Below are 24,213 nucleotides of genomic sequence, written 5' to 3' on the forward strand. Positions count from 1 at the left end.
CCTCACGCCCCCCGCCGAAGGATCCCCCCCCCTTTGAAAAAGGGGGGCCAGGGGGGATTGGCTTTGGCTTTGGCTTTGGCTTTGGCCTTGACCTTGGCTTTGCCCGCCACCCCCACCGCAGCCCTCGCCACCCCGCCCGACCGGACTGCGTCCGCCATCGGTATCATGGCCCGGCTCTGTCATCGGACCCGCCATGTTCAATCGCACCACCGCCATCGTCCTGCTGGTCGCCGTGCTCGCCGGCGCCGCCGGCCTGTGGGCGTCGAGCCGCTATTTCGGCTCCGCCGCCGGCCCCAAGCTGCCGCAGACCACCGCCGTGCGCCTGTTCGATCCGCCGCGCACCCTGCCGCCGTTCTCGCTGCGCCAGTCCGACGGCACCCGGCTGATTCCGGGCGAGCTCAAGGGCCATTGGACCCTGGTGTTCCTGGGCTTCACCCATTGCCCCGACGTCTGCCCGACCACCCTGGCGGAGATGTCGGTGGCGCAGAAGCGCTGGGAGTCTCTGCCCGAGGCCAGCCGCCCGCGGGTGCTGTTCGTCTCGGTCGACCCCGAGCGCGACACGCCTGACCGGATCGGCGAGTACGCCCACGGTTTCCACAAGGACACCCTGGCCGCGACCGCCGACGTGCCGGCGCTGGAGGCCTTCACCAAATCGCTGGCGATGGTGTTCGCCAAAGTGCCGGCGCCCGCCGGCGCCCCGGCCGACCAGTACACGATGGACCACAGCGCCACCCTGGCCGTGCTCGATGCGCAGGGCCGCATGGCCGGCCTGGTCCGGCCACCGTTCGACCCGAACGCGATCGCCGCCGACATGGCCGCCCTGTCGGAGGCCGCGCCGTGAGCCTGGTCACCACCCTTACCTACGCCCTGCCGCACCGCTTTCTCTCTACCTTGGCGCGCGTGCTGGCCTATTCGAACAACCCGCTGGTCAGCCGCTGGCTGATCGACACGGTCACCGAGAAATTCGGCGTCGACCTGGACGAGGCGGCGCAACCCGACCCGCGCGCCTACCCGACCTTCAATGCCTTCTTCACCCGTGCGCTCAAGCCCGGCGCGCGGGTCGCCGACCCGAACCCGCGCAGCCTGCTGATGCCGGCCGACGGCCGCATCAGCCAATGCGGCCCGATCCGCGACGGGGTGATCTTCCAGGCCAAGGGCCAGTCCTTCACCGCGGCCGAACTGCTCGGCGGCGACGAGGCCGCCGCGGCGCCGTTCCGCGACGGCGCATTCACGACCGTGTACCTGTCGCCGAAGGACTACCACCGCGTGCACATGCCCTGGACCGGCACCCTGCGCGAAACCGTGCACGTGCCCGGACGTTTGTTCAGCGTCGGCCCCGACGCGGTGCGCAACGTGCCGCGATTGTTCGCGCGCAACGAGCGCCTGGTCTGCCACTTCGACACCGACTTCGGGCCGATGGTCCAGGTGATGGTCGGCGCGCTGCTGGTCTCGGGCGTGGAAACGGTCTGGGGCGGGGTCGAAATTCCTCATTACGCCGACCGGGTCACGCGCAAGGACTACCGCGGCCGCGGCATCGTCCTGAAACGCTTCGCGGAAATGGCGCGCTTCAATTACGGCTCGACCGTGATCGTGCTGCTGCCGCCGGGCGTGGCCGAGCTGGATCCCGGCCTGGGCGCCGAGACCGCGGTGCGGCTGGGCCAGGCGCTGGCGCGCCGCAACCGCTGAACCAGCGCACCGCCCTTGCGGCCGCGGCGCAAGCCGCCGCCGCGGTTCCGACCTGCCGACCACGCTCCCACGGAGGGGAATTCATGTTCGACCATCTGCGCCCGCGCCTTATCGCCGTCGCCGGCCTCGCGCTCGTCCTGACCGCCTGCGGCGGCAACAGCGAAACCGAACAATTGGCCGAGCTGCGCGACGGCCTGGCCTATACCCAGTACCGGCGCGTGTCCGAGAGCGGCCTGCCGGGCGCGCTCGAAGCCTACCGGCTCGGCGCGCAGTGGAGCGGCAAGGCCGGCCTCGCCGCGCCGGAGCTGCCGCCGATCGGCCCCGCCGACCTGTGCATCGCCCACGTGCTGCTCGCCTACGCCGCGCTCGGCGCCGACAAGACCACCTTGGCGATCGCCGAAACCGACATCGTCGAAGCGCAGGACTGCGCACCGTTCGACGACCTCGCCGCCGCCTCGCTGCGCTCGGTCGCGTTCCATCGGCAGGAATGGCCGCAACTGGCCCAGGCCGAGAGCGAACGGGTCTGGGCCGCGCCGCGCGCGCCCGGCGCGGAGCAGACGCCGGCCGGACAGATGCTGACCCTGCACCTGGGCCTGGGCTATCTGGCGGTCAGCGAAAAGCGCTGGGACCGCGCCCAGATCCACGCCGACGCGCTCGGACAGATGCTGCAGGCGCCGTGGCTGGGCAAGATCGCCGCCGTCGGCGTGGCGGTGCAGGAAGGCCGCGTCGGCGAGGCGCTGGTCGAACTCAAGCGGCTGAGCCGGGACCCCAGCGTCCCGGCCGGGGTGCGCAGGGAACTGACCTCGCTGATCGCCCAGGCCGAAGCCAAGGGCGGCGACGTCGACTCCTTCGCCTTCATGCCGCGCCTGATCGCCACCCTGGCCTGGGACGCGGCCAAGCAACACGGCCCCACCGCCGTGCGTGCCGCGGCAAACCTGGCCGACGAGCAGAAGCTGCGGCCGATGGGCGAGTCCTTGCAGAAAGGCGTCGGCCAGGCCGGCGAAGCCGCCGGCAGCTTGTGGAACAAGGCGCGCGAGGCGCTGGCGCCGTCGTCCGACGCACCGGCGGACAAAACCGCTCCGGCCGCGCCGGCCGGTTGAGCCTCGGCATCGATGCCGGCGCCCGCGCCCGCACGACGGCGGACGGGCGCAGGGCGACGACCGCCGAGCCGCCGCTGCCGGCTCGTTCAATCCCGCGCCAGCGTCGCCGAGCGGCCGATCCACCACTGCGCCGCCCAATAGCTGGCCAATACCAGCGCCTGCGCGGCGGCGAACGGTGCGGCGAAACGGTCGATCGCCAAGGTCGCATCGGACAGCACGAAGCAGGCGCCGCCGAGCGCGGCCGCCGCCGCGGCCGAACCGGCGCGCCGGCGCCACACGGCCGCCGCCTGCGCCGCCATCGCCGCCAGCACCGCGACGTAGACGACCACCGGGATGCGCAACTCGCCCGGCAGATGCGGCCACAGCACCCACAACACCGTGCCGGCGAGCGCCGCGTAGGCCGGGAACGGCCACAGCGCCGCGAACGGCCGCGCGCGCCGGCACAGGCCGACCAGATAGGCGATGTGCGCGCACAGGAACGAGCCCAGTCCGAACACGAACCAGTCGCCGGGCAGCATCAGGAACACATCGCCCGCGGTCGACAGCAGCAGGCCGGCGACGATCGCGCGCCGATAGCCGGGCTCGGCGCCGGCGCCCAGGCGCAGCACCATCGCCGCGATCGACAGCGTCGCCGCCGGCTTGCACAGGTAATGCAGCCACGGCGCCGCATAGGCGCCGACGATGGCGAGCGCCGCCACGACCGCGACCACGCTCCGCCACACGGCCGCGGACCGGGTCGGCGATCGCATCGTTGAGCTGTGCATCGGCGCGGAACTCCTCGACGCGCGGCGATGGCCGCGCAAGCCGCTCAGCTTAGCCGGACGACGCAGCGCCGAGCCGCGAACCGGTGCAAGCTTCGCGCCGCCGCGACCATGCGTCGTCTGCCGGGCGTCGCCTTCGTCGTCGTTACACTCGTTCGCGGCTGCGCCGCGGCCCTCACCCCCGCCCCTCTCCCGCAGGCGCGAGAGGGAGCGAGCAACCAGGGATGGCGGCGAAGCCTCTCACCCCACCGCAGCCGAATCGCCGCGGCTGTCCGGTAGTCCGGATGCTGCCGGCCCATTACGCGCCGCCGCTCCCGCTGCGGAGAGGGAGCCGGGCGAGAGGTAGACCGATCGCCGCGAACGCCCGGCGGGCGGCATCCTCAGCCGCAGCCGGCCAGCTTCAGCGTCTGCCCCGGCTTGACCAGGTAGCGCGGCGCCCTGATGCCGTTGGCCTTGGCCAGTTGCTTGGTGTCGCACTGGAACTTCTGCGCCACGTCGGTCAGCGTCTCGCCGCGGCGGACCTTGTAGCTGCCCGGCTTGGCCGGCTTCTTCGCCGGCGCCGGCTTGCCGGTCGCGACGCTGGTCGCAACGCCGCTGGCGACGGCGGTCGCCACGGTGCCGTCTTCGCCGTTGCCGGTGCCCGGCACCACGGTCACCGGACCGGTGCGGACGATGGCGCTGGCGACGTCGCTGTTGACCAGGGTGCGGGCCAGTTCGGCGCGCTTGCCCTGCAGGCACCAGCGGTTGTACAGGCCGACCATGCGTGCGGTGGCGTTGAGGGTGGTGCCGGCCGGCAGGTAGGTGTCGGCCTGGTAGCGCGGATTGAGGTTGCGCAGCGCGCGCATGTAGCCCTCGCGGGTGCCGCTGCTGCCCAGGCAGATGGTCAGTTCGTAGATCGAGCTCGGCCGGCTCAGGCGCAGCTGCGCCGGTTTGGCGTCGACCTTGTGGAAGTTCAGGCCGTACTCGCGCGGGTGCAGGAACAGCCAGGCCGCGGCGATCACCATCGGCACGTAATCGCGGGTTTCGGCCGGGAACTGGTTGTACACCGACTCGTCCCAGAAATTGCGCCCGCCGCTGGCGTTGTTGATCCGCAGCGCGCGGCCCTCGCCGCCGTTGTAGGCGGCCAGCGACATCTCGATGCTGTTGTTGAGCTGGCCCAGGCGTTCGTTGAGGTACTCGGCCGCGGCCTGCGAGGATTCGCGCGGATCGTAGCGGGTGTCGAAGCCCGAGCCGTCGTCGCCGAGGCCGAAGCGCTTGCCGGTGGCGAACATGAACTGCAACGGGCCAGCGGCGCCGGCGCGCGAGGTCACATGGACCTTGCCGTTGGACTCCTTGGCCATGATCCCGAACAGCAGCGCCTCGGGCAGGCCGGCACGGTCGAACTGCGGCCACATCATCTGGCGCATGTACTGGTAGTTGTCGTAGCTCTGCATCAGCGAGCCGCGCATGTCGGTCAGCCAGCGGCGGATGCCGGCCTGCACCGCCGGGTTGTACTGCACCATCTTGACGAAGCGCTGGCCGTCGGCGCTGAGCAGCGCGGCCGCGCGCGCGGCCTCCGGGACATCGGCGGCCAGGCCCTCGCTGTCCAGGGTGCCGGCGTCCTCGCCGTCGTCGTCGACGCTGGCGGACGCGTCGGCGTTGGCCTTGAGCAGGCGCTTGTAGGCCGCCAGCAAGGTGTTGGTCTGGCAGCCCTTCTGCTTCATGCAGGCCGCGATCACGTCCTCCATGTCCTCCAGCGCGGCGTCGCTGTCCTGGCGACCGGCCGGATCGGCGTTGCGGATCTTGACCAGGGCCGACTGGTAGCGCGCCTCGGCCGACTGCATGCGTTGGTTCAGGGCATCGACCGCGGCCTGGTCGCGCTTGGACAGGGCGGCGGCTTGCGGCGACAGGCTGTACAGCGCGAGCGCCGCGGCGAGCGGCGCCAGCGCGCCGGGAATGCGGGAGAAAGCGGGCATGAGGCGTGCAGCGCGTCCTTTTTGCGGGGGGCCAGGGTAACGGCGCCGGTCCGGGCCGGGCAAGGACTGCGACACATTACCGGATTGCCCGGTCGGTCGAGTCGCGCGGCGCCACGAATGCCGCCGCCGCGCGCGCGGCCGCGGTTCATCCCCGGCACGCCCGCTGTCGGCGCCTGCCGCTAGAATCGGTCCCCGCACTTCATTCCTGAACCACGGACGCGACATGGCCCCGACCCCCGGCGCAAACCCGAACGACATCCTGATCGGCAAGGCGGTGACCACGCCGGACAGCGGCCAGGTGTTCCTGCACACCAAGCTCGGCAACCGCCACGGCCTGGTCGCCGGCGCCACCGGCACCGGCAAGACCGTGACCCTGATGACCCTGGCCGAAGGCTTCTCGCGCCAGGGCGTGCCGGTGTTCCTGGCCGACGTCAAAGGCGATGTCGCCGGCCTGGCCGCGGCGGGCGCGCTCAACGACAAGCTGCAGGCGCGGCTGACCGAGATCGGTCTGGCCGACTACGCGCCGGCGGCCAATCCGGTGGTGTTCTGGGACCTGTTCGGCAAGCTCGGCCACCCGGTACGGACCACGGTCAGCGAGATGGGCCCGACCCTGATCTCGCGCATCCTGGAGCTCAACGACACCCAGTCCGGCGTGCTCGACATCGTGTTCAAGCTGGCCGACGACCGCGGCCTGCTGCTGCTCGACCTGGCCGACCTGCGCGCCCTGCTCGGCCTGGTCGCCGAGGAGCGCAAGGACATCTCGACCAGCTACGGCCTGGTCAGCGCGCAGTCGATCGGCGCGATCCAGCGCGCCCTGCTGCGCCTGGAGCAGGAAGGCGGCGCGCATTTCTTCGGCGAGCCGGCGCTGGAGCTGACCGACCTGATGCGCACCACCCAGGACGGCCGCGGCCTGATCAACGTGCTCGCCGCCGACTCGCTGATCCTCAAGCCGCGCCTGTATTCCAGCTTCCTGCTCTGGCTGCTGTCGGAGCTGTTCGAACAGCTGCCCGAGGTCGGCGACCTCGACCGGCCCAAGCTGGTGTTCGTGTTCGACGAGGCGCACCTGCTGTTCGACGACGCGCCGGCGGCGCTGCAGCAGCGGGTCGAGCAGGTGGTGCGGATCATCCGCTCCAAGGGCGTGGGCGTGTACTTCTGCTCGCAGTTCCCCGACGACGTGCCCGACGCCATCCTCGGCCAGCTCGGCAACCGGGTGCAGCACGCGCTGCGCGCCTTCACCCCGCGCGACCAGAAGGCGGTGCGCACCGCCGCCGAGACCTTCGTGCCCAATCCGGCGCTGAACGTGGCCGAGGCGATCTCCAAGCTCGGCACCGGCGAGGCGCTGGTCTCGACCCTGCAGGACAAGGGCGTGCCGATGCCGGTCGAACGCACCCTGGTCGCGCCGCCGCGCTGCCGGATGGGCGCGATCACCGAGGCCGAGCGCCAGCAGGTCCGCGCCGGCAGCCCCATCGGCACCAAGTACGACCAGGAGATCGACCGCGAATCGGCCGCCGAAATGCTGGCCAAGCGCGCCGAGACCGCGACCGCCCAGGCCGACGCGCCGGCGGCCAAGACCCGCGAACAGGACGACCAGGAGCCCGGCGGTTTCGGCCAGGCGGTCAAGGACGCGGTGTTCGGCACCAAGCGCCGCCAGGGCATGGTCGAGACCATGGCCAAGCAGACCGCGCGCACCGTCGGCAGCCAGATCGGCAGGCAGATCCTGCGCGGTCTGCTCGGCGGCATTTTCGGCGGCAAGCGCTGACGCCGCCCGCACTGCGGCGGCCGTGCGGCCGCCGTCCCATCCACTCCATCAGGATCCGCCCGTGACCAAGCACCTGCTCGCCCTCGCCTGCCTCGCCGCGCTCTCGCTGAGCGCCTGCAAGAAGCCCGACGAAGCCGCCCCCGCGGCCGATGCGCCCAAGGCCGCCGAAACCGCTCCGGCCCCGGCCGCTCCGGCCGAGACGATGCCGGTCGCCGAAGCGCCCAAGGCCGCTTTCGACGTTGCCGCCTTCGCCGGCGCCTTCGCCGGCACCCTACCCTGCGCCGACTGCAGCGGCATCGATACCAAGATCGATTTCAAGGCCGACGGCAGCTACACCGTCGAAGAGACCTACCAGGGCAAGAAGGACGGCAACGCCAAGGGCGACGGCCATTGGGCCGCGGAAGAGGACGGCAAGCGCCTGCGCCTGGACCCGAACAGCAAGAGCGACCAGGACCGCCTGTACGAGGTCGTGTCCAACGACGAGATCCGCCTGCTCGACCAGGAAGGCAAGAAGATCGAGTCCGAGCTCAACTACAGCCTCAAGCGCGCCACCGCGGCGCAGTGACCCGGGCATGAGTCGCTGGCGCCCTCCCGCCGAACACGGCACGGCCCTGATCACGCGGGAGGGCCACGCGCGGCTGAAGCACGAACTGGACGAGTTGTGGCGGCTGCGCCGCCCCGAAGTCGTCAAAGCCCTGGCCGCCGCGGCGGCCGAGGGCGATCGCTCGGAGAACGCCGAGTACACCTATCGCAAGAAGCAGCTCGGCGAGATCGACCGGCGGGTGCGCTACCTGAGCAAGCGCCTGCCGCTGCTGCGGGTGATCGACACCGTGCCCAGCGACCCGCAGGCGGTGTTCTTCGGCGCCTGGGTCGAGGTCGAGAACCTCGCCGACGGGCAGACCGCGCGCTATCGCGTGGTCGGCCCGGACGAAACCGACGCCCGGCTCGGCCACATCAGCATCGACTCGCCGCTGGCGCGCGCGATGCTCAAGCGCCGGGTCGACGACGAATTCGAAGCGCTGCTGCCGGCCGGCCCGACCCGCTTCGTCATCGTCGAAGTCGGCTATCGGCCGCCGGCCGAGGAGTGAGCCGCCTGTGAGCGACGAGGCCCCTCTGCGGATCGCCACGGCGACGGACGCCGAAGCCATCAGCGCCCTGGTCCTGGCTTCGGCGCAACGCTGGATCTTTCCGCTTTGCGATGTCGACGGCCGCGCCGCGCTGACCGCCTCGATGGGCACCGAGGCCACCCGCGAGCGCCTGCTCGCCGGGCATGCCTACCTGGTCGCCGAAGCCGAAGGCCGCATCGTCGGCGTGGCCGCGCTGCGCCTGCCGGCGCATTTGTACAACCTGTTCGTCGACGACCGCCTCCAACGCCGCGGCATCGCGCGTCGGCTCTGGTCCGGCCTGCGCGCGCATCCCTTATTGAGCGAGGCCTGGCCCGCGCAGATCACCGTCAACGCTTCGCGCAACTCCGTCGGCGTGTACCTGCGTCTGGGTTTCGAAGTTCAAGGCGAAGAGCAGACGCGCGGCGGCATACCCTCGACGCCGATGCTGTGGCGGTCGCCGCAGGCCTGATCGGATCGACGCCGCGACCGCACCGGCGTTTGCGCAGATCGGCCAGTACGGCGACTCGATCCCCGGCGGGCTTGGGCTCCAGCGGCGAATCGGATTCGGCATGGTTTCCCTGTACTGCGGCTTGCTCGGTTTCTTCTCGCGCCTGACCGGCGCGTAATCGATGGCCGGGTCGCCCCGGCCCGAATCGTCGGCCTCGCCGCGGCCGACCGGAACCGTGTCGATGGCGCCAGCGCCGTTGAGGTCGCCGTCGATTCGCTTCCCAGGCGAGTGCCGCCGTCGAGCATGCCGGCGACCTGTTCGGCGCTCATCGCCGGGATCGGTCCGGGTTGCGCCATCGCCGGCGCGACGATCGACAACGTCGCGGCGAACAGCCCCGGAATCGGTGCATCGCGCTCCCCCCCAGGCTGCGCGAATCGGCGCGGGCCGGCCCCCGAGTATCGGGCCCGGTCGTTCATCAGACGCGCGATCCAACGCGTCCAGGCCACGGCGATGGCGATTCGCGGTCCTTCCGCACGCCCCGACTGCCCGAAAACACGACGGCCCTCGCCTGAGCGAGAGCCGTCGATGCGACCGGGCGGTTTGCAGCCCCGCCCTCAGCCACGCGACTGCCTGCGCAGGCCGAAGAATTGCAGTTCGGCGAAGATCGCCACCACCGCCGCCTGCGCCAACACATAAGCCGTGCCCAGGGTGTTCGGCGCGATCGCGCCTTCGACCAGTACCAGGATCGAGGCCGCGACCCAGGCCAGGTTGATCCCGATCACCGTCCACGCCATCGGCGGCGAGACCGTCTTGCGGGTCAACATCCAGCCGAGCAAGGCGGTCCAGGCCAGCAAGATCACGCCGCTGCGTTGCAGCCAACCCGCCTCGATGGCCAGCAAGCCGGACAAGGGTCCGGCCACGGCGAGTTGCAAGGCGCCGACGGCGCCGGAAATGACCGCGTCGGCGACCAGCGCACGACGTAACAGAGAAGAAGGACGAGCTTGAGCGGCGATGGCCATGGTCGGCTCCTGGAGGCTAGCGGTTGAAGGGGTGCGAATCTCGGTAGCCATCACACCTCCGCGGCGGCCGCGGGTCGATTACCTGCCAGGTAATGCCGCCGACCGCTGCCTCGGGCTATGGTGAGCGCATGAACGATCTGCGCCCCGTGGGCGAGCTGCTGCGCGATTGGCGCCAGCGTCGCCGTCTGACCCAGTTCGACCTGGCCGAAATGGCCGAGGTCTCGACCCGCCACGTCAGCTTCATCGAGACCGGGCGCTCGCTACCGAGCCGAGCCTTGCTGCTGCGTCTGGCCGACCGCCTCGAGGTACCGCTGCGCGAGCGCAACGTGCTGATGACCGCGGCCGGGCTGGCGCCGATGTACGCCGAGCGCCGGCTCGAAGATCCGGCGCTGCGCGAGGCCCAGGCCGCGGTCGACCTGGTGTTGTACGGCCACGAGCCGCACCCGGCGCTGGCGGTGGACCGGCACTGGAACCTGATCTCGCACAACCGCGCGGTCGCGCCTTTGCTGGTCGGGGTCGCCGAGCATCTGCTGGCGCGGCCGTCCAACGTGTTGCGGGTCAGCCTGCATCCCGAAGGCCTGGCGCCGCGCATCGTCAACCTCGGCGAATGGCGCGCGCATCTGCTGCATCGGCTGCGCCACCTGGCCGACAGCACCGGCGACGCGGTGCTGGCCGAACTGCATGCCGAACTGGCCGCCTACCCCTGCGACGACGATTACGACGAATCGATGCTGTCGCCGGCGGCGCACGTGGCGGTGCCGTTCCGGGTCCGCAGCGATTTCGGCGAACTGGCCTTCATCAGCACCATCACCGTGTTCGGCACCCCGCTCGACGTGACCTTGTCCGAACTGGCGATCGAGTCCTTCTTCCCCGCCGACGCCGCCACCGCGCAGGCGATGCGCGCGTTCGGCGCGAGCCTGGAGCCGATGCCGCCCGGGCATTGAGTCCCACGGGCCCAGGGATCGGTCTTCGACCGCTGGTCGGCGGCGCGGCAAACATTAAACCAAAAGGTTGACAATCGCCGGGGTCGAGCGGATATTCAACCCCATGGTTGACGATAGTTCCGAGCGGCTCGACGCCGTATTCCATGCCCTCGCCGATCCGACCCGGCGGGCGATGCTGCGGCGCCTGGCCGAGGGCGAACGCAGCGTCGGCGAGCTCGCCGAGCCGTTCCGCATGACCCTGGCCGCGGCGTCCAAGCACATCAAGTCGCTGGAGCGCGCCGGCCTGATCGAGCGCACGGTACGCGGCCGCAGCCACGTCTGCCGCCTGCAGGCCGCGCCCTTGCACGGCGGCTACGAATGGTTGCGTCACTACGAACGCTTCTGGAACCAGCGCCTGGACCTGCTCGAAGCGCTGCTGCGCGAAGACGACCGCCAGCGCGGCGCCGACGCCGTGTTGGCCTCTTCATCCGCCTCGCCCCCGGCGACGCGACGCAAACCGCGGACGCGCGGCTGAAACCGTCCGCCCACCCCGACAGGCCGCTGCGCGGCCGGAGGACTCGATCATGAACTCGCTGACGCCCCTGGACTACGGCACCGTCGTCGCTTCCGACACGGTGCGCATCGAACGCATGCTGCCCGGCCCGATCGACCGGGTCTGGGCCTATCTCACCGACGCCGATCTGCGCGCGCGCTGGCTCGCCGGCGGCGACATGGACCTGCGCCCCGGCGGCGCGGTCGAGTTGCGCTTCGACCACGGCCGCCTGAGCCGCGGCGACGATCCGCCGCCGGCCAAGTACTCGCACTGCACGCAGGAAATACGCGAATACGGCCGCATCACCGCAATCGATCCGCCGCATCGCCTGGCCTATACCTGGAACGAGGCCGGCGACGAGTCGTCCGAGGTCGAGTTCCAACTCAGCGAACGCGGCGATCAAGTGCAGCTGATCGTCACCCACCGCCGCCTCGCCGACCGCAACGCCATGGTCAGCGTCGCCAGCGGCTGGCACGCCCATCTGGACGTGTTGCTGGCGCAGTTGTCCGATCAGGAGCCGGGCGGGTTCTGGCGCAACCACACCCGCCTGGAAGCCGAGTACGAACGCCGCATCCCGGCCGGGTGAGCGCGCCGCCGTCGCCGGCAGGGGCTAAGCTGTGCGCCCTTGTCGGCGAACTTAGAGGTCGCGCGTGTCCGATTCCGTTTCCGTGTTTGCGTCCCTGCCGCGCGGCCTGCGCGCCGCGCGCCTGGGCGCCGCCCTGCTCTGCGCCGCACTGGCCGTCAGCGCCTGCCAGCGCTCCGGCACCGAGGCCGCGGGCGAAGGCGCGGCGGCCAAGGTCTACAGCGGCCGCATCGCCCAGTTCCAGACCATCGACCAGCAGGTCGGCACCGGTGCGGTGGCGCAGCCGGGACAGACCGTGATCGTGCATTACACCGGCTGGCTGTACGACGAAAAGGCCGCCGACAAGCACGGCACCCAGTTCGACAGCTCGCTGACCCGCGGCCGGCCGTTCGAATTCCTGCTCGGCGCCGGGCGGGTGATCCGCGGCTGGGACGACGGCGTGGCCGGCATGCGGGTCGGCGGCAAGCGCGTGCTGATGGTGCCGCCGGACATGGGTTACGGCGCCGCCGGGGCCGGCGGCGGGGTGATCCCGCCGGACACCTCGCTGGTGTTCGAAGTCGAACTGCTCGGCGTCGAACAACGCTGAGCCCGTCGTGCGCGCCGATCGGCGCGCGACGCGGCCGGCGCGCGGCTCAGGCCGCGCGCAAGGTCTTGCAGGCCTGCGCCGCCAGAGCGAAGGAATGCAGGCGCGCGGCGTGATCGTAGATATTCGCGGTCAGCATCAACTCGTCCGGACGATGGCGGGCGACGAAAGCGGCGATGCCCTCGCCGACTTGCGCCGCGTCGCCGACCACCGCGCAGGCCAGCGCCTGGGCCACGCCGGCTTTCTCCAGCGGCGTCCAGAACCGTTCGATGTCGTCGATCGGCGGCGGGATCAGCCCGGGCCGGCCGCGACGCAGATTGACGAAGGCCTGCTGCTGGGTGGTGAACAAGCGTCGCGCCTCATCGCCGCGCTCGGCCGCGACCACGTTCAAGGCCAGCATCGCATGCGGCCGCGGCAACCGCGCCGACGGGACGAAATCGCGCCGGTACAGGGTCAGCGCCTCGTCCATCGCGTCCGGAGCGAAATGCGAGGCGAACGCGAACGGCAGGCCCATCGCCGCGGCCAGGCGCGCACTGAACAGGCTCGAGCCCAACAGCCATACCGGCACCTCCAGGCCGGCGCCCGGCACCGCGCGCACCGCCTGTCCGGGCTGGGCCGGTTCGAAGTAATGCAGCAACTCGGCCACGTCCTGCGGAAAACTGTCGGCGCCGTCGTAGTAGCGACGCAGCGCGCGCGCGGTGGCGTGGTCGGTGCCCGGCGCGCGGCCCAGGCCGAGGTCGATCCGGTCCGGATACAGCGAGGCCAGGGTGCCGAACTGCTCGGCGACCTGCAGCGGCGCGTGGTTGGGCAGCATGATGCCGCCGGCGCCGACCCGGATCGTCGACGTGCCGGCGGCGATATGGCCGATCAGCACCGCGGTCGCGGCGCTGGCGATGCCGGGCATGTTGTGGTGTTCGGCCAGCCAATAGCGCGTATAGCCCAAGGCCTCGGCGTGCCGGGCCAGCGCCAGGCTGTTGGCGAAGGCCTGACGGGTGTCGCTGCCTTCGGTGACGGGGGCGAGATCGAGTACGGAAAACGGCAGCATGGGCGGCGATCCGGAGGATATCCCAACGATCTGGGGGCCGCGGCGCGCGATTCCAGCGCCGCGGCGGATCGTATCCGGATACGCAGTGTTGCCGGTGCGGCACCGATCGATCACGCGACGCCACACCCGGCAAAGCCGCGGGCGGCGCCTCAGAACAAGTCGAAGCTCAACCCGTCGCGCTCGTTGTCCCAGACCGTGCAGAACACCCACCAGCGGCCGTGTTCGTGGCACAGCTGGATGCTGTTGGCGCCGCGCTTGAGCAGCACCGGCGAATCCGGCGCCGGCCGCGCCTCGTACTTGCTCCAGACGTGGGCGACCTGGCCGAAGCGTTCGATGCGCTGGTCGGTCTCGACCTCGTAGAAGGCATGCTCGGCGAACAGCGGCGCGACGTCGGCGATATAGCTTTCGACATCGAACACCGCCGCGCGGGTCGACCCGTCGGCTTGCACCACGGTGCGCAGCGACAGCGCGCGCGGATGCTGCAGATAGCGCAGGCGCGCCCAATCGCGCGCCGCGCCGGCCGGCCCGGAAATGCAGGCGTAGACCGCGCGCACCAGGCGACCGATGTCCTGCACGTCCTCCTGCCACTCGAGGGGAATCGGATCCCGGGCGTCCTGCGCGTGGTCGCCGTGCGTCGAGCCGATACTGTCGTTCATCGCCTACCGTCCTGGTTCGAAAAAAGAACTACGCCACCGCGCGGATGCTCACCACGGCAGCGGCCAGCCCAGCGACGGCGCCGCCAGGCAGTACAGGGCCGCGGCGACCACGCCCCACATCGCCGCCTTGAGCAGGAACCCGACCAGCTTGAAGGCCAGATACAGACCGGCCGCCAAGACCAGGATCGCCGCCACGCTCATGCATCGCCTCCGCCGTTGCCGATTTCGCGTCCGAGCTTAAGCGCCGCGGCGGTGGCGACCAAGTGCCGCCAGCCTGCGGCGCTGAGCGGCGCCTGAGCGAACCCAGGCCGCAGCGCGACAAGCGCGCGGCGCCGGCTTAAGGTGACGCACTGGTCCGGTTCCCAACGAGCGCCGCGATGTCCCCACCCCGTTCCGTCGCCGCCGTCGCGGCGCTGTTCGCGCTGTCCTCGGCCGGCGCCGCGGCGCCGCCCGCCGCCTCGCCCGCCGCCGACCTGGACCGGGTGCGCGGCTGCTGGATCCAGCGCGTCGAACCCGACGGCAAGGCCACGCGCCTGTTGCGGCTGCTGCCCGACCACGATCGCCCGGGTTGGCTGGGCGGACAGATCCAGCGCGCCGACGGCGACGATCCCGACCGCCGCCTGCACCTGGAGTTCTCGCGCGACGGCGAACTCGCCAGCCTGACCCGCGCCGCACCGGCCGCCGATACCGGCGGCCCCGCGCCGCAAGGCCTGGTCCAGCAAACCCGCACCCGGATCGATTTCGTCCGCGTGCTCGGCGCCGGCCGGGCCGCGGCGGATGCGGCATCGGGCGCGACCACCCTGGAGTACCGCGCCAGTGCCGGCGCGCAACGCTTACGGATCGAAGTCGAAGACGAGCGCCTGCACCTGAGCATCGACGGCCTGGGCCCGCTGCGGCCGCGCCGGCCGCCGATCGCCCAGACCCTGTTCGACGGACGCCGCGACGGCTGCGACTGAGCCGGACGCGCGGCGAAGCGTTCAGCGCGCCGCCGTCACCCGCCACACCGCATTGCCGACATCGTCGCTGACCAGCAGGTCGCCGTGCCGGTCCAGGCGCACGTCGACCGGGCGGCCGCGCGCCTGCTCCTTGGCGTCGAGGAAACCGTCCAGCACCGTCAGCGGCGCGCCGTCCGGGCGGCCGTCGCGGAACGGCAGGTAGATCACCTTGTAGCCGCTCTTGGGTTTGCGGTTCCAGGAGCCGTGCTGGCCGACGAACAAGCCGTTGGCATAGCGCTCCGGCAAACGCGTGCCGTGCGAGAACGCGATGCCCAGCGACGCGGTGTGCGGGCCGAGCGCGTAGTCGGGCGCCAGGGCCTGGGCCACCAGGTCCGGCCGCGGCGGCTTGACCCGCACGTCGACATGCTGGCCGTAGTAGCTGTAGGGCCAGCCGTAAAAACCGCCGTCGCGCACCGAGGTGACGTAGTCGGGCACCAGGTCGCTGCCGATCTCGTCGCGCTCGTTGACCGCGGTCCACAGCGCGCCGGTCTGCGGCTCCCAGGCCAGGCCGTTGGGGTTGCGCAGCCCGGTCGCGAACAGGCGCTTGCGGCCGCTGGCGCGGTCGAGCTCCCAGATCGCGGCGCGGCCGGCCTCGATCTCCATGCCGTTCTCGCCGACGTTGCTGTTGGAGCCGACGGTGACGTAGAGCTTGCGTCCGTCGCCGCTGGCGATCAGGTTCTTGGTCCAGTGATGGTTGATCCCGGCCGGCAGGTCGGTGATCTTGGTCCCCGCCTCGGCGATCTGCGTCGCGCCCTGGCGATAACGGAACCGCCACACCGCATCGGCATTGGCGACATAGAAATCTTCGCCGACCAGGGCCATGCCGAACGGCGAATGCAGGCCCTTGAGGAATACCGTGCGCAGTTCGGCCACGCCGTCGCCGTCGGCGTCGCGCAGCAGGCTGATCCGGTCCGCGCTGGGCACCGCGGCGCCGGCGCGCTGCATCGCCTTGCCGGTGATCCACGCCTTCAGGCCGGAACGCTTGCGCGCCGGCGCATTGCTTTCGGCGACCAGCACATCGCCGTTGGGCAGCACGTGCAGCCAGCGCGGGTGGTCCAGGCCGGTGGCGTAGGCGTTCACCGCCAGGCCTGCGGCCGCGGTCGGCGCGGCGCCGTCCGGCCAGCCCACCGCCGGGGCGATGTTGACGGTCGGGATCGTGGTCCGGTTCGGCGCCGGCAGCTTGGGCCGCGGGCCGGTGCCGTCGGACACCTGCAGGCTCGCCGATTCGCCGCAGGCGCACAGGGCCGCGGCGGCGCACAGCGTCGCCAGCCGTCGCAGCGCTCGGATCATGCGGATTCTCCTGGTTCGCAGCGTGCCGCCAGCATGCCCGCGGCGCCGTTATCGGGCTGAGAACGCGGTCACTGCGCTCCGCCCGCCTGCGCAGCCTGTGCCTAAAATGCGGACGATGAAGATCGCCCTCGAAGAACTGCAGGCCTTCGCCACCGTGGTCGACACCGGATCGATCACCGCCGCTGCGCAATCGCTGGCGCAAACCGTGTCCGGGGTCAGCCGCGCGCTGAGCCGGCTCGAGGACAAGCTCGGCACCACCCTGTTGCGACGCACGACCCGGCGCCTGGAACTGACCGAGGAAGGCGAGGCCTTTCTGGCCCGCGCGCGCGCGATCCTGGCCTCGGTCGAAGACGCCGAAGAACACATGGCGCTACGCCGCCAGCAACCGGCCGGGCGCCTGCGCATCAATGCGGCCTCGCCGTTCATGCTGCACGTGGTGGTGCCGCTGATCGGCGCGTTCGGCGAACGTTATCCGCAGATCGAGCTGGAGCTAAACACCAACGACCGGATCGTCGACCTGATCGAACAACGCACCGACGTCGCGATCCGGATCGGCCGCCTGGCCGACTCCAGCCTGCACGCCCGGCCGCTGCCGAGCAGCCGCCTGCGGGTACTCGCCAGCCCGTCCTATCTGCAAGCCCGCGGCGAACCGCGCAGCGTCGCCGAACTGGCCGCGCACCGCCTGCTCGGTTTCGCCCCGACCGCGACCCTGAACCGCTGGCCGCTGCGCGACGCGCACGGCGCGGAGCTCGAGATCGCCGCGCAGTTGCACGCCTCCAGCGGCGAGACCCTGCGTCAGTTGGCTCTGGCCGGCGAAGGCATCGTCTGCCTGTCGGACTTCATGACCCGCGAGGATCGCCGCCGCGGCGACCTGGTGCAGTTGCTGGCCGAGCAGACCCTGGACGTACGCCAGCCGATCAACGCGGTGTACTACCGCAACACCCGGTTGGCCTCGCGCATCGCCTGCTTTCTGGATTTCCTCGCCGAGCGGCTGCAGCCGCAGGATGGCGCCGCGGCCTGGGAATGAGCGCCGGCGACAAGGAAAGGCCCCGCACCGCGTAGCGCCGCGATGCGGGGCCGTAAGTGGCGCGGCGGGCACGGTCCCGCGACGCGCCACAAGCATCCGCCGCTCCCCTGGAGAAGAAGCGGCGGGTCGACGACGATCCGTCCTGGTTACTGAACGCAGCGGCGACGCGTCCCCCTACCCCGGCCGGACGGATGGTCGGGACCGGCGTCTGCGGCCCCGTCGGAACCGGCGCGAGACCGCAGCAGCGCGGTCGCGGCTCACGCCGCTCCTACAGGGGTTCCAGGACAAGACGCGGCGAGATTGAGGGATGGCGGTCGCGGCTCGCGCCGCTCCTACAGGGGTACAGGACAAAGACGCAGCGACGAGGCTAGATGGCGCTCAGGAACCGGACGCCGCGACCGGACTCAAGCGCAGGTCCTGGAAGTCGAAGCTGAAATCGGTCAGCGGCGACACCGCTTCCATGCGCAGCTCGCGCACCTTGCCGTCCTCGGTCAGGGCGAAATTGACGAACGCGTCGGCGTTGAGCCAGCGCCGGTCCCAACGCACGATGAAACTGTCGTGCTGCCAGTGCTCGAGCGTGCCGACCAGTTCCGCGGTGCGGGCGAAACGCAGGCGCAGCTTGCCGTCGGCGGCCGCCTCGATGCGCACGTCGCCGTACCACGGGTCGCGGTAGGTGCCGGCATAGCCCGCCGCCGGCAGCGACGGACGCGAGTCCGGCGCGCGTGCGGCCAAGTGCTTGGCCCAGTCGTCGTCGGCCTTGCTGCGGCTCTTGGCCAGGGCCGCCGCATAAGCCGCGTTCCAGTCGGTGCGCGGCGCGTCCAAGTAGGCGTCCAGCGCGCGCATCGTCACCGCGTGGAACGCCCCGGCCAATTCGGCATTGGTCAGCACCACCACGCCGAGCTTGTGTTCGGGCACCAGGGTCACCCGCGAAACCATGCCCGGCCAGCCGCCGGTATGCCAGACCAGCTTGCGGCCGCGGTAATCGGTCAGCTGCCAGCCCTCGCCGTAGCCGGCGAAGTTCGGTTTCACCGCGGCCAGTTCCGGCACCGAGGGCTCGGCGATCGGCATCGGCGTGACCACCGACCACATCGCCTGCTGGCGCTTGGCGCTGAACAAGCGCTGCTCTTTGTCGCCGCTGCGCGCGTACACCCCGCCGTCGAGCTGGACCCGCATCCACTTGCTCATGTCGTGGACGCTGGAATACAGGCCGCCGGCGCCGGCGACATTGGCCCAGGTCATCCGCGGCGCCGGCTGCAGGTCCTTGAAATCGGCCTTGGCGTGACCGCTGGATACGTTGTCGCCGGGACGCAGGGCGTCGCTGTTGTAGCGCGTCTCGTCCATGCCCAGCGGGCGGAAGATGCGCTGCGCCAGGAACTCGCGATAGCTCTGCCCGCTGGCCTTTTCGATCACCAGTTGGGCTACGCCGTAGAGGATGTTGTCGTAGGCGTACTGAGCGCGGAAGCCGCCGCTCAGCGGCACTTCCGCCAGGCGCCGCGCCACTTCTTCGTTGCTGTAATCGGTGCCTGGCCAGTACAGCAGGTCGCCGGCGCCCAGGCCCAAGCCGCTGCGGTGGGCGAGCAGGTCGCGCAGGCGCATTTCCCGGGTCACGTAAGGGTCGGCCATGCGGAACCAGGGCAGATGGTCGATGACCCGGTCGTCCAGGCTCAGCTTGCCGTCGTCGGCCAGCATCGACAGCGCGGCGGCGGTGAAGGCCTTGGTGTTGGAGGCGATCGCGAACAGGGTATGGGCGTCCACGGCGTCGGGTTTGCCGAGTTCGCGCACCCCGTAGCCGCGTTCCAGCACCACCCGGCCGTCCTTGACGATGGCGACGGCGATGCCGGGCACCTCGAACTGGCGGCGCACGCCTTCGACATAGGCGTCGAAGTCGCGCAACTGCTCCGGCAGCGGCGCCGGCTCGGCGGAGGGCTGGTCGGCAGCGGGCCGAGCCGTCGCGGGCACGGCAGCGGCGGCGGCGCTCGCGCTCAGGCACAGCAGCAGGCCGGCGCCTTGGGTCTTCCAGTCGGATCGGGGCATGGTCGGGTTCCGCGGATGCAATCCGCACTGTGGGCGATGCCGCGCCGCCGCGCCAGGGTCGGAACGGGCGGATCGCCGGCGCGGCATACTATCCGGCCCCCGCACCGCTGCCGCCGCATGCCCGCCGTTTCCTCCCCTACCCTGCCCGGCCTGGCCATCGTCGGCGGCGGGCCCGCCGGCCTGATGGCGGCGCAGACCGCGCGCGCGCTCGGGGTCGAGGTCGACCTGTTCGAGGCCAAGGGCTCGGTCGGGCGCAAGTTCCTGATCGCCGGCAAGGGCGGGCTCAACCTCACTCACGGCGAGCCGCGGCCGGCGTTCGACCGCCGCTACGGCGCGCGCGCCGAAGCCGTCGGCCGCTGGCTCGACCGCTTCGACGCCGACGCGTTGCGCGAGTGGGCGCACGGCTTCGGCGTCGATACCTACGTCGGCAGCTCGGGGCGGGTGTTTCCGCTCGACCGCAAGGCCGCGCCCTTGCTGCGCGGCTGGGTGCGCCGGCTGCGCGAAGACGGCGTGCGCTTCCATGTCCAGCACCGCTGGACCGGCTGGGCCGAAGACGGCGCGTTGCGCTTCGACACGCCCGGGGGCGAGGTGCATGCGCGCGCGGCCGCCAGCGTGCTCGCGCTCGGCGGCGGCAGTTGGCCGGAACTGGGCTCGGACGGCGCCTGGGTGGCGCCGCTGCGCGAGCGCGGGATCGACGTCGCCTCGCTGCTGCCGTCCAATTGCGGCTTCGACATCGGCTGGAGCGAGCACTTCGCCTCGCGCCATGCCGGCGCGCCGCTCAAGCCGGTGGTCGCGCACTGGCGCGACGCCGACGGCGAACAGGCGCTGCAAGGCGAATGCGTGGTCACCGCCGGCGGCATCGAGGGCAGCCTGATCTATGCGCTGTCGGCGCGGCTGCGCGAGGCCATCGCGGCGCACGGCGACAGCGTGCTGGAGCTGGACCTCGCTCCGGGGCGCGAGCTGGAACGACTGCAACGCGATTTCGCCCAACCGCGGCGCGGCCGCAGCGTCGGCGAGCACCTGCGCCGGCAGACCGGTCTGGACGGGGTCAAGGCCGCGCTGGTGTTCGAGATCCTCGGCAAGCACGGCCTGGACGACGCGGCCACGGTCGCGCGCACGATCAAGCGCCTGCCGCTGCGCCTGCGCGGCGCGCGCCCGATCGCCGAGGCGATCAGCAGCGCCGGCGGGGTGCGCCTGGAGGCGATGGACGCGCAACTGCGGCTGCAAGGACTAGCCGACGCGGTGTATTGCGCCGGCGAAATGCTCGATTGGGAAGCGCCGACCGGCGGCTACCTGCTGACCGCCTGCTTCGCCAGCGGCCTGATCGCCGGCGACGCCGCCGCGCGCCGCTTGCTGGCGGCGCGATCGCCGTAGGAGCGGCGTCGCGCGGGATCTCCTCGCAGGCCGATCGCATGGCCGCACGACCGGGCTTCGGTTGCCGGCGCGGTATCAAACCGCTTGGGTTGGTCGCGGCTTACGCCGCTCCTACAAGAGCCGCCCCTGCAGCAGCGGCGTCCCACGGGGATTTCCTTCGGTCATAAGCGGCGACAGCCAAAGCGACGTACCCAAGCGCAACGGCCCAAGCCCGCTCGCCCGGAGCTCGACACCTCTACGCAGCGCCGCTCAACCCGCGGCCTTCTCCTGCGCCTTGCCCATGTAGAACATCGATGCGCACAGGCCCACGCCCTGCGACGTCGCCGCCGGCAGGTCGCTGCCCTGCAGCGCGATCAGCTTGATCACGTCGCCGCCAGCCTCGCTGACCTTGGCCAGGGCGATGAAACCGGTCGGAGTGGTGCCGCAATAGGCATTGGCCGGGGCCTTTTCCGGCGGCGTCTGCTCGATCACCCGACGCAGCTCGATCGCCTGGCTGGCCTCGACCTGCATGACCGCGCCATAGGTTTCGCCGGCGGCGTATTGGTCGCCGCCGCGCACCAGGGCGACGCGTTCGGTCTTGTACAGCGCGCCGTTCTCGCCCTTGAGCTCGAGATCGTCGATGGTCAGCTTGCCGGTCATCGCCGCGGCCAGCGGATTGCCCGGTTCGAACGTGCCCAGCGCGACCGGAGTCAGCACCGGCGGCGAGGCGCGTGTGCCCGGGTCGGCGGCCGGATCGGGCACCGATTGCGGTGCCGGCGGCGGCGGCGCGGTGGTTTCCTGCGGGGCGGCGGTATTGACCGGCGCGCCCTGGCTGCACGCGGCGAGCGCCGCGACGGCGAGCGCGAGCGCGGACAGGGCGGAAAGCGAGCGTCGGTTCATCGAAAATCCTCGTTCTGATGCAAGCGCGGGCGCCTGCCGTTGCGCAGGCCGCCCGCTCGCGGCGCGTCGTCGGGGGAGGCCGGCGCGAAGGCGCAGGCGCGACACGAACGCGCAGACTAACCGTTCGCCCGGCGTGGCCGGGTTAATAGTTTGTAAGAAACGGTAAAAGTCGCGAAATCCGTCGAAACGCTCAGCCCGCGGCGTCCTGCAGCGGCCGCAGTTGCGGATCCAAGGCGACCCGCTCGTCGAACACGAAGCAGCCGCCGTCGTAGTGGCGGCCGCCGACCTGCTCGAAATAGCCGAGGATGCCGCCGTCGAGCTGGAGCAGATTGTCCATGCCGTCGGCGCGCAGCCACAGCGCCGCCTTCTCGCAGCGGATGCCGCCGGTGCAGAAGCTGACCACGGTGGCGTCGGCGAGCGCGGCACGGTGCGGCGCCAGCGCTTCGGGCAGGTCGGTGAAGTTGTCGATCGGCAGGGTCAAGGCATCGGCGAAACTGCCGTAAGCGATCTCTTCGCGATTGCGCGTGTCCAGCAACACCACTGGCCGGCCGGCGTCGTCGCGACCGGCGTCGAGCCAGCGCGCCAGGGTCTGCGGCGACACCGCCGGAGCGCGCTCTTGCAGCGGCGAGGCGCCGTCGCGGCGGAAGGCGATGATCTCGCGCTTGAGCTTGACCTTGAGCCGGGCGAACGGCGCGCTGCGGCTGCGGCTGTACTTGACGATCAGATCGGCGAAGCGCGGATCGGCGCGCAGCTCGGCCAGCAAGTCTTCGATCGCCTCGGCCGTGCCGGCCAGGAACAGGTTGATGCCCTCTTCCGCGACCAGGGCGGTGCCGCGCAACTGCAGCGCCTGCGCCCGCTCGCGCAGACGCGCGGCCAATGCCGGCGGATCGGCGATGGCGACGAAATGGTAGGCGGCGATATTGACGATCATCGGCGCATTCTACCTTGGGCGCCGCTTCAACCCGGACGACCAGCCCGGACGACCAGCCCGGGCGCCCGGCCCTTGCGGCCGTCTTTGCCGAATCGGGCTCAGGCCCGCGCAGCCGATCCGCGAGGTTCGCATGTTCCGCCTGGGCCGAAGCTGAACGCCGCGAGAACCTTCCGCGGCATCCCCGGTCGGACTTAGGGCATGGCCGCAACGCGAATGCGCGGACCGTGCGAGAGGCCGCCGCAGGGGCGGCGGCTTCGCCCTCTCACTGCGCCAAAGGAGGCGTCTGCATGAAGGTTCAGCTCAACACCGACCATCACCTGCGCGGCGACGAGTCGCTCGCCCAACACGTCGAAGGCGTGGTCGATCACAGCCTGGGTCGCTACCGCGACCAGGTCACCCGGGTCGAAGTGCATCTGCGCGACGTCAACGGCGCCAAGTCCGGCGGCGGCGACAAGCACTGCACCATCGAAGCCCGCCTCGAAGGCCGGCCGCCGGTGGCCGCGACCGAGGATGCAGACACCATGCGCGCGGCGATCAGCGGCGCGGCGCGCAAGCTGCAGCGCGTGTTGGACGGCTCGCTGGGCCGCCTGAGGGCGTAAGCGCCGCCTCCCTGCCCGTCACGTTCCGCCCGCCCCGGCCGGCCCTTGCCGGGCGCTGCGGCCCCGGCGACCGCGAACCGGTCGCCCCTCCGGGCGCGCCCGTCCTGCGGGCGCGCCTTTCTTGTGCGCCGACCGGCGCGCGCTCCGCTGCGGCGATCTCAACGTTTGGTGGTGACGGCACGGCGCAGGTTGTTGCGCGCCGCCGCATCGTAGCGGGCATGGTAGTAGTCGCTGAGGAAGATCCGCTCGCGCTTGAGCAGGCCCTTGAGGAAGCGCCTGCGGTTGAGCCTGAACAGCGGCCCCGGCACGTGGCCGCGGTATTCCGAGGCGATCCCGCGATCGTAAGCGTCGAACTGCGCGGTCGCGGCGCCGAGGATGGCCATGTCGCCGTCCAGGAACAGCCGGGTCTCCTCGTCCACATCCTCGCGCGCGATCGCGCCGTGGCGCGCGGTCAGCTCGATCAGTCCGGCGACGCGGTCGGCATCGATGCCGGCATGCGGCAACCAGCGCGCGATATGCTCGCGCGCCAACAGCGCCGAACGCGCCTCGTTGTCGCGCCGGCCGGCGTGGTAGATCGCGTCGTGGTACAGCACCGCCAGCGCGACCTCGACCGGCTGGCGCCAGCCGGGACCGGCGGCGACGTCGGCGTAATGGCCCAGCACTTCGGCTACATGGCCGAGGTTGTGGTAGGCGCGCGGCGGCGCCGCATAGGCGGCTTCCAGCGCGGCGCGCAGTTCCTCGGGCAATTGCAGGGGCAACTGCGCCAGGGCCGCGTCGGACAGGCGTGCGGGCTCGCGTTCGGCGGAGGGCGGAGAAGATTCGGACATCGCGGCGGGGACGCAGTGGCGCGGGGCCCCATCTTGGCACTTCGGCGGCCGCCGTGGGCCGTCCCGGTCCGTGGCGGCGG

General features: G+C 71.3%; 26 protein-coding genes. 15 read left to right on the forward strand and 11 right to left on the reverse strand.

Annotated features, from left to right (window positions below):
- The first annotated feature begins 193 nt into the window (after positions 1-193).
- The 3 genes from AC3A57_RS06195 (at position 194) to AC3A57_RS06205 (ending at position 2,786) form a co-directional block, all read left to right on the forward strand.
- A complete protein-coding gene (locus AC3A57_RS06195) occupies positions 194-841 on the forward strand; it encodes an SCO family protein (RefSeq protein ID WP_221672365.1) in 648 nt (215 codons plus the stop codon).
- Complete coding sequence (gene asd, locus AC3A57_RS06200) at positions 838-1,686, forward strand: archaetidylserine decarboxylase (protein WP_487578086.1); 849 nt, start codon at positions 838-840, stop codon at positions 1,684-1,686. Before AC3A57_RS06195 ends, asd begins: the two co-directional genes overlap by 4 nt.
- 83 nt (positions 1,687-1,769) lie before the next feature.
- Complete coding sequence (locus AC3A57_RS06205) at positions 1,770-2,786, forward strand: hypothetical protein (protein ID WP_487578087.1); 1,017 nt, start codon at positions 1,770-1,772, stop codon at positions 2,784-2,786.
- Positions 2,787-2,872: 86 nt separating this feature from the next.
- On the opposite strand, the gene AC3A57_RS06210 is transcribed toward AC3A57_RS06205, so the two are convergent.
- Positions 2,873-3,508 (reverse strand): lysoplasmalogenase, encoded by a 636-nt coding sequence (locus tag AC3A57_RS06210; RefSeq protein WP_487578088.1) that lies wholly within the window; start codon positions 3,506-3,508, stop codon positions 2,873-2,875.
- A gap of 419 nt (positions 3,509-3,927) precedes the next feature.
- On the reverse strand, positions 3,928-5,502 hold the full coding sequence (locus tag AC3A57_RS06215; RefSeq protein ID WP_487578089.1) for a transglycosylase SLT domain-containing protein: 1,575 nt from the start codon (positions 5,500-5,502) through the stop codon (positions 3,928-3,930).
- Positions 5,503-5,725: 223 nt separating this feature from the next.
- On the opposite strand from AC3A57_RS06215, the gene AC3A57_RS06220 reads away from it, so the two are divergent.
- From AC3A57_RS06220 to AC3A57_RS06235, 4 genes are all read left to right on the forward strand, one after another.
- Positions 5,726-7,261, forward strand: a complete 1,536-nt coding sequence (locus AC3A57_RS06220; protein WP_487578090.1) for a helicase HerA-like domain-containing protein — start codon at positions 5,726-5,728, stop codon at positions 7,259-7,261.
- A 61-nt stretch (positions 7,262-7,322) separates the two neighbouring features.
- Complete coding sequence (locus AC3A57_RS06225) at positions 7,323-7,826, forward strand: copper resistance protein NlpE (protein WP_487578091.1); 504 nt, start codon at positions 7,323-7,325, stop codon at positions 7,824-7,826.
- A gap of 7 nt (positions 7,827-7,833) precedes the next feature.
- Complete coding sequence (greB, locus tag AC3A57_RS06230; RefSeq protein ID WP_487578092.1) at positions 7,834-8,349, forward strand: transcription elongation factor GreB; 516 nt, start codon at positions 7,834-7,836, stop codon at positions 8,347-8,349.
- 7 nt (positions 8,350-8,356) lie between these two features.
- Positions 8,357-8,836: a GNAT family N-acetyltransferase gene (locus AC3A57_RS06235; protein WP_487578093.1), complete on the forward strand. Its 480-nt coding sequence runs from the start codon at positions 8,357-8,359 to the stop codon at positions 8,834-8,836.
- Between the two features lie 593 nt (positions 8,837-9,429).
- Here AC3A57_RS06235 and AC3A57_RS06240 read toward each other — a convergent pair.
- On the reverse strand, positions 9,430-9,834 hold the full coding sequence (locus tag AC3A57_RS06240) for a hypothetical protein (RefSeq protein WP_487578094.1): 405 nt from the start codon (positions 9,832-9,834) through the stop codon (positions 9,430-9,432).
- Positions 9,835-9,962: 128 nt separating this feature from the next.
- On the opposite strand from AC3A57_RS06240, the gene AC3A57_RS06245 reads away from it, so the two are divergent.
- The 4 genes from AC3A57_RS06245 (at position 9,963) to AC3A57_RS06260 (ending at position 12,479) form a co-directional block, all read left to right on the forward strand.
- Positions 9,963-10,778 (forward strand): MmyB family transcriptional regulator, encoded by an 816-nt coding sequence (locus tag AC3A57_RS06245; protein WP_487578095.1) that lies wholly within the window; start codon positions 9,963-9,965, stop codon positions 10,776-10,778.
- A gap of 103 nt (positions 10,779-10,881) precedes the next feature.
- Positions 10,882-11,292: an ArsR/SmtB family transcription factor gene (locus AC3A57_RS06250; RefSeq protein WP_487578096.1), complete on the forward strand. Its 411-nt coding sequence runs from the start codon at positions 10,882-10,884 to the stop codon at positions 11,290-11,292.
- 49 nt (positions 11,293-11,341) lie between these two features.
- Positions 11,342-11,896 carry an SRPBCC family protein gene (locus AC3A57_RS06255; RefSeq protein ID WP_487578097.1) on the forward strand — a complete coding sequence of 185 codons (555 nt, stop codon included), beginning with the start codon at positions 11,342-11,344 and terminating at the stop codon, positions 11,894-11,896.
- A 226-nt stretch (positions 11,897-12,122) separates the two neighbouring features.
- Positions 12,123-12,479, forward strand: a complete 357-nt coding sequence (locus tag AC3A57_RS06260) for an FKBP-type peptidyl-prolyl cis-trans isomerase (RefSeq protein WP_487578406.1) — start codon at positions 12,123-12,125, stop codon at positions 12,477-12,479.
- A 46-nt stretch (positions 12,480-12,525) separates the two neighbouring features.
- Here AC3A57_RS06260 and AC3A57_RS06265 read toward each other — a convergent pair whose 3' ends face one another.
- The 3 genes from AC3A57_RS06265 to AC3A57_RS06275 all read right to left on the reverse strand — a co-directional run bounded on the left by AC3A57_RS06265 (position 12,526) and on the right by AC3A57_RS06275 (position 14,378).
- A complete protein-coding gene (locus AC3A57_RS06265) occupies positions 12,526-13,521 on the reverse strand; it encodes an LLM class flavin-dependent oxidoreductase (protein WP_487578098.1) in 996 nt (331 codons plus the stop codon).
- A 149-nt stretch (positions 13,522-13,670) separates the two neighbouring features.
- Positions 13,671-14,177, reverse strand: a complete 507-nt coding sequence (locus AC3A57_RS06270; protein WP_487578099.1) for a hypothetical protein — start codon at positions 14,175-14,177, stop codon at positions 13,671-13,673.
- Between the two features lie 48 nt (positions 14,178-14,225).
- Positions 14,226-14,378 carry a hypothetical protein gene (locus tag AC3A57_RS06275; RefSeq protein ID WP_487578100.1) on the reverse strand — a complete coding sequence of 51 codons (153 nt, stop codon included), beginning with the start codon at positions 14,376-14,378 and terminating at the stop codon, positions 14,226-14,228.
- Between the two features lie 176 nt (positions 14,379-14,554).
- Here AC3A57_RS06275 and AC3A57_RS06280 point away from each other — a divergent pair, with 176 nt between their 5' ends.
- A complete protein-coding gene (locus AC3A57_RS06280) occupies positions 14,555-15,133 on the forward strand; it encodes a hypothetical protein (RefSeq protein ID WP_487578101.1) in 579 nt (192 codons plus the stop codon).
- A 21-nt stretch (positions 15,134-15,154) separates the two neighbouring features.
- Here AC3A57_RS06280 and AC3A57_RS06285 read toward each other — a convergent pair whose 3' ends face one another.
- Entirely contained in the window at positions 15,155-16,462 is a 1,308-nt protein-coding gene (locus AC3A57_RS06285) for a PQQ-dependent sugar dehydrogenase (protein ID WP_487578102.1), read from the reverse strand.
- Between the two features lie 115 nt (positions 16,463-16,577).
- On the opposite strand from AC3A57_RS06285, the gene AC3A57_RS06290 reads away from it, so the two are divergent.
- Entirely contained in the window at positions 16,578-17,489 is a 912-nt protein-coding gene (locus tag AC3A57_RS06290; protein WP_487578103.1) for a LysR substrate-binding domain-containing protein, read from the forward strand.
- Between the two features lie 378 nt (positions 17,490-17,867).
- Here AC3A57_RS06290 and AC3A57_RS06295 read toward each other — a convergent pair whose 3' ends face one another.
- A complete protein-coding gene (locus AC3A57_RS06295) occupies positions 17,868-19,523 on the reverse strand; it encodes a serine hydrolase (RefSeq protein WP_487578104.1) in 1,656 nt (551 codons plus the stop codon).
- 117 nt (positions 19,524-19,640) lie between these two features.
- Here AC3A57_RS06295 and AC3A57_RS06300 point away from each other — a divergent pair, with 117 nt between their 5' ends.
- Complete coding sequence (locus tag AC3A57_RS06300) at positions 19,641-20,897, forward strand: TIGR03862 family flavoprotein (RefSeq protein WP_487578105.1); 1,257 nt, start codon at positions 19,641-19,643, stop codon at positions 20,895-20,897.
- Between the two features lie 249 nt (positions 20,898-21,146).
- Here AC3A57_RS06300 and AC3A57_RS06305 read toward each other — a convergent pair whose 3' ends face one another.
- Both AC3A57_RS06305 and AC3A57_RS06310 read right to left on the reverse strand, forming a co-directional pair.
- Positions 21,147-21,776 carry a hypothetical protein gene (locus AC3A57_RS06305; RefSeq protein WP_487578106.1) on the reverse strand — a complete coding sequence of 210 codons (630 nt, stop codon included), beginning with the start codon at positions 21,774-21,776 and terminating at the stop codon, positions 21,147-21,149.
- Positions 21,777-21,966: 190 nt separating this feature from the next.
- Positions 21,967-22,707, reverse strand: a complete 741-nt coding sequence (locus tag AC3A57_RS06310; protein WP_487578107.1) for a sulfurtransferase — start codon at positions 22,705-22,707, stop codon at positions 21,967-21,969.
- Positions 22,708-22,994: 287 nt separating this feature from the next.
- Between AC3A57_RS06310 and AC3A57_RS06315 the strand changes: the two genes are divergently transcribed.
- Positions 22,995-23,306, forward strand: a complete 312-nt coding sequence (locus AC3A57_RS06315) for an HPF/RaiA family ribosome-associated protein (RefSeq protein ID WP_221672344.1) — start codon at positions 22,995-22,997, stop codon at positions 23,304-23,306.
- Positions 23,307-23,464: 158 nt separating this feature from the next.
- Here the strand turns inward: AC3A57_RS06315 and AC3A57_RS06320 are convergent, their stop codons facing one another.
- Positions 23,465-24,133, reverse strand: coding sequence for an HD domain-containing protein (locus AC3A57_RS06320; RefSeq protein WP_487578108.1), 669 nt, complete (start codon positions 24,131-24,133; stop codon positions 23,465-23,467).
- Between the last annotated feature and the right edge of the window lie 80 nt (positions 24,134-24,213).

This window comes from Lysobacter sp. Soil_C_15 (assembly GCF_057657315.1).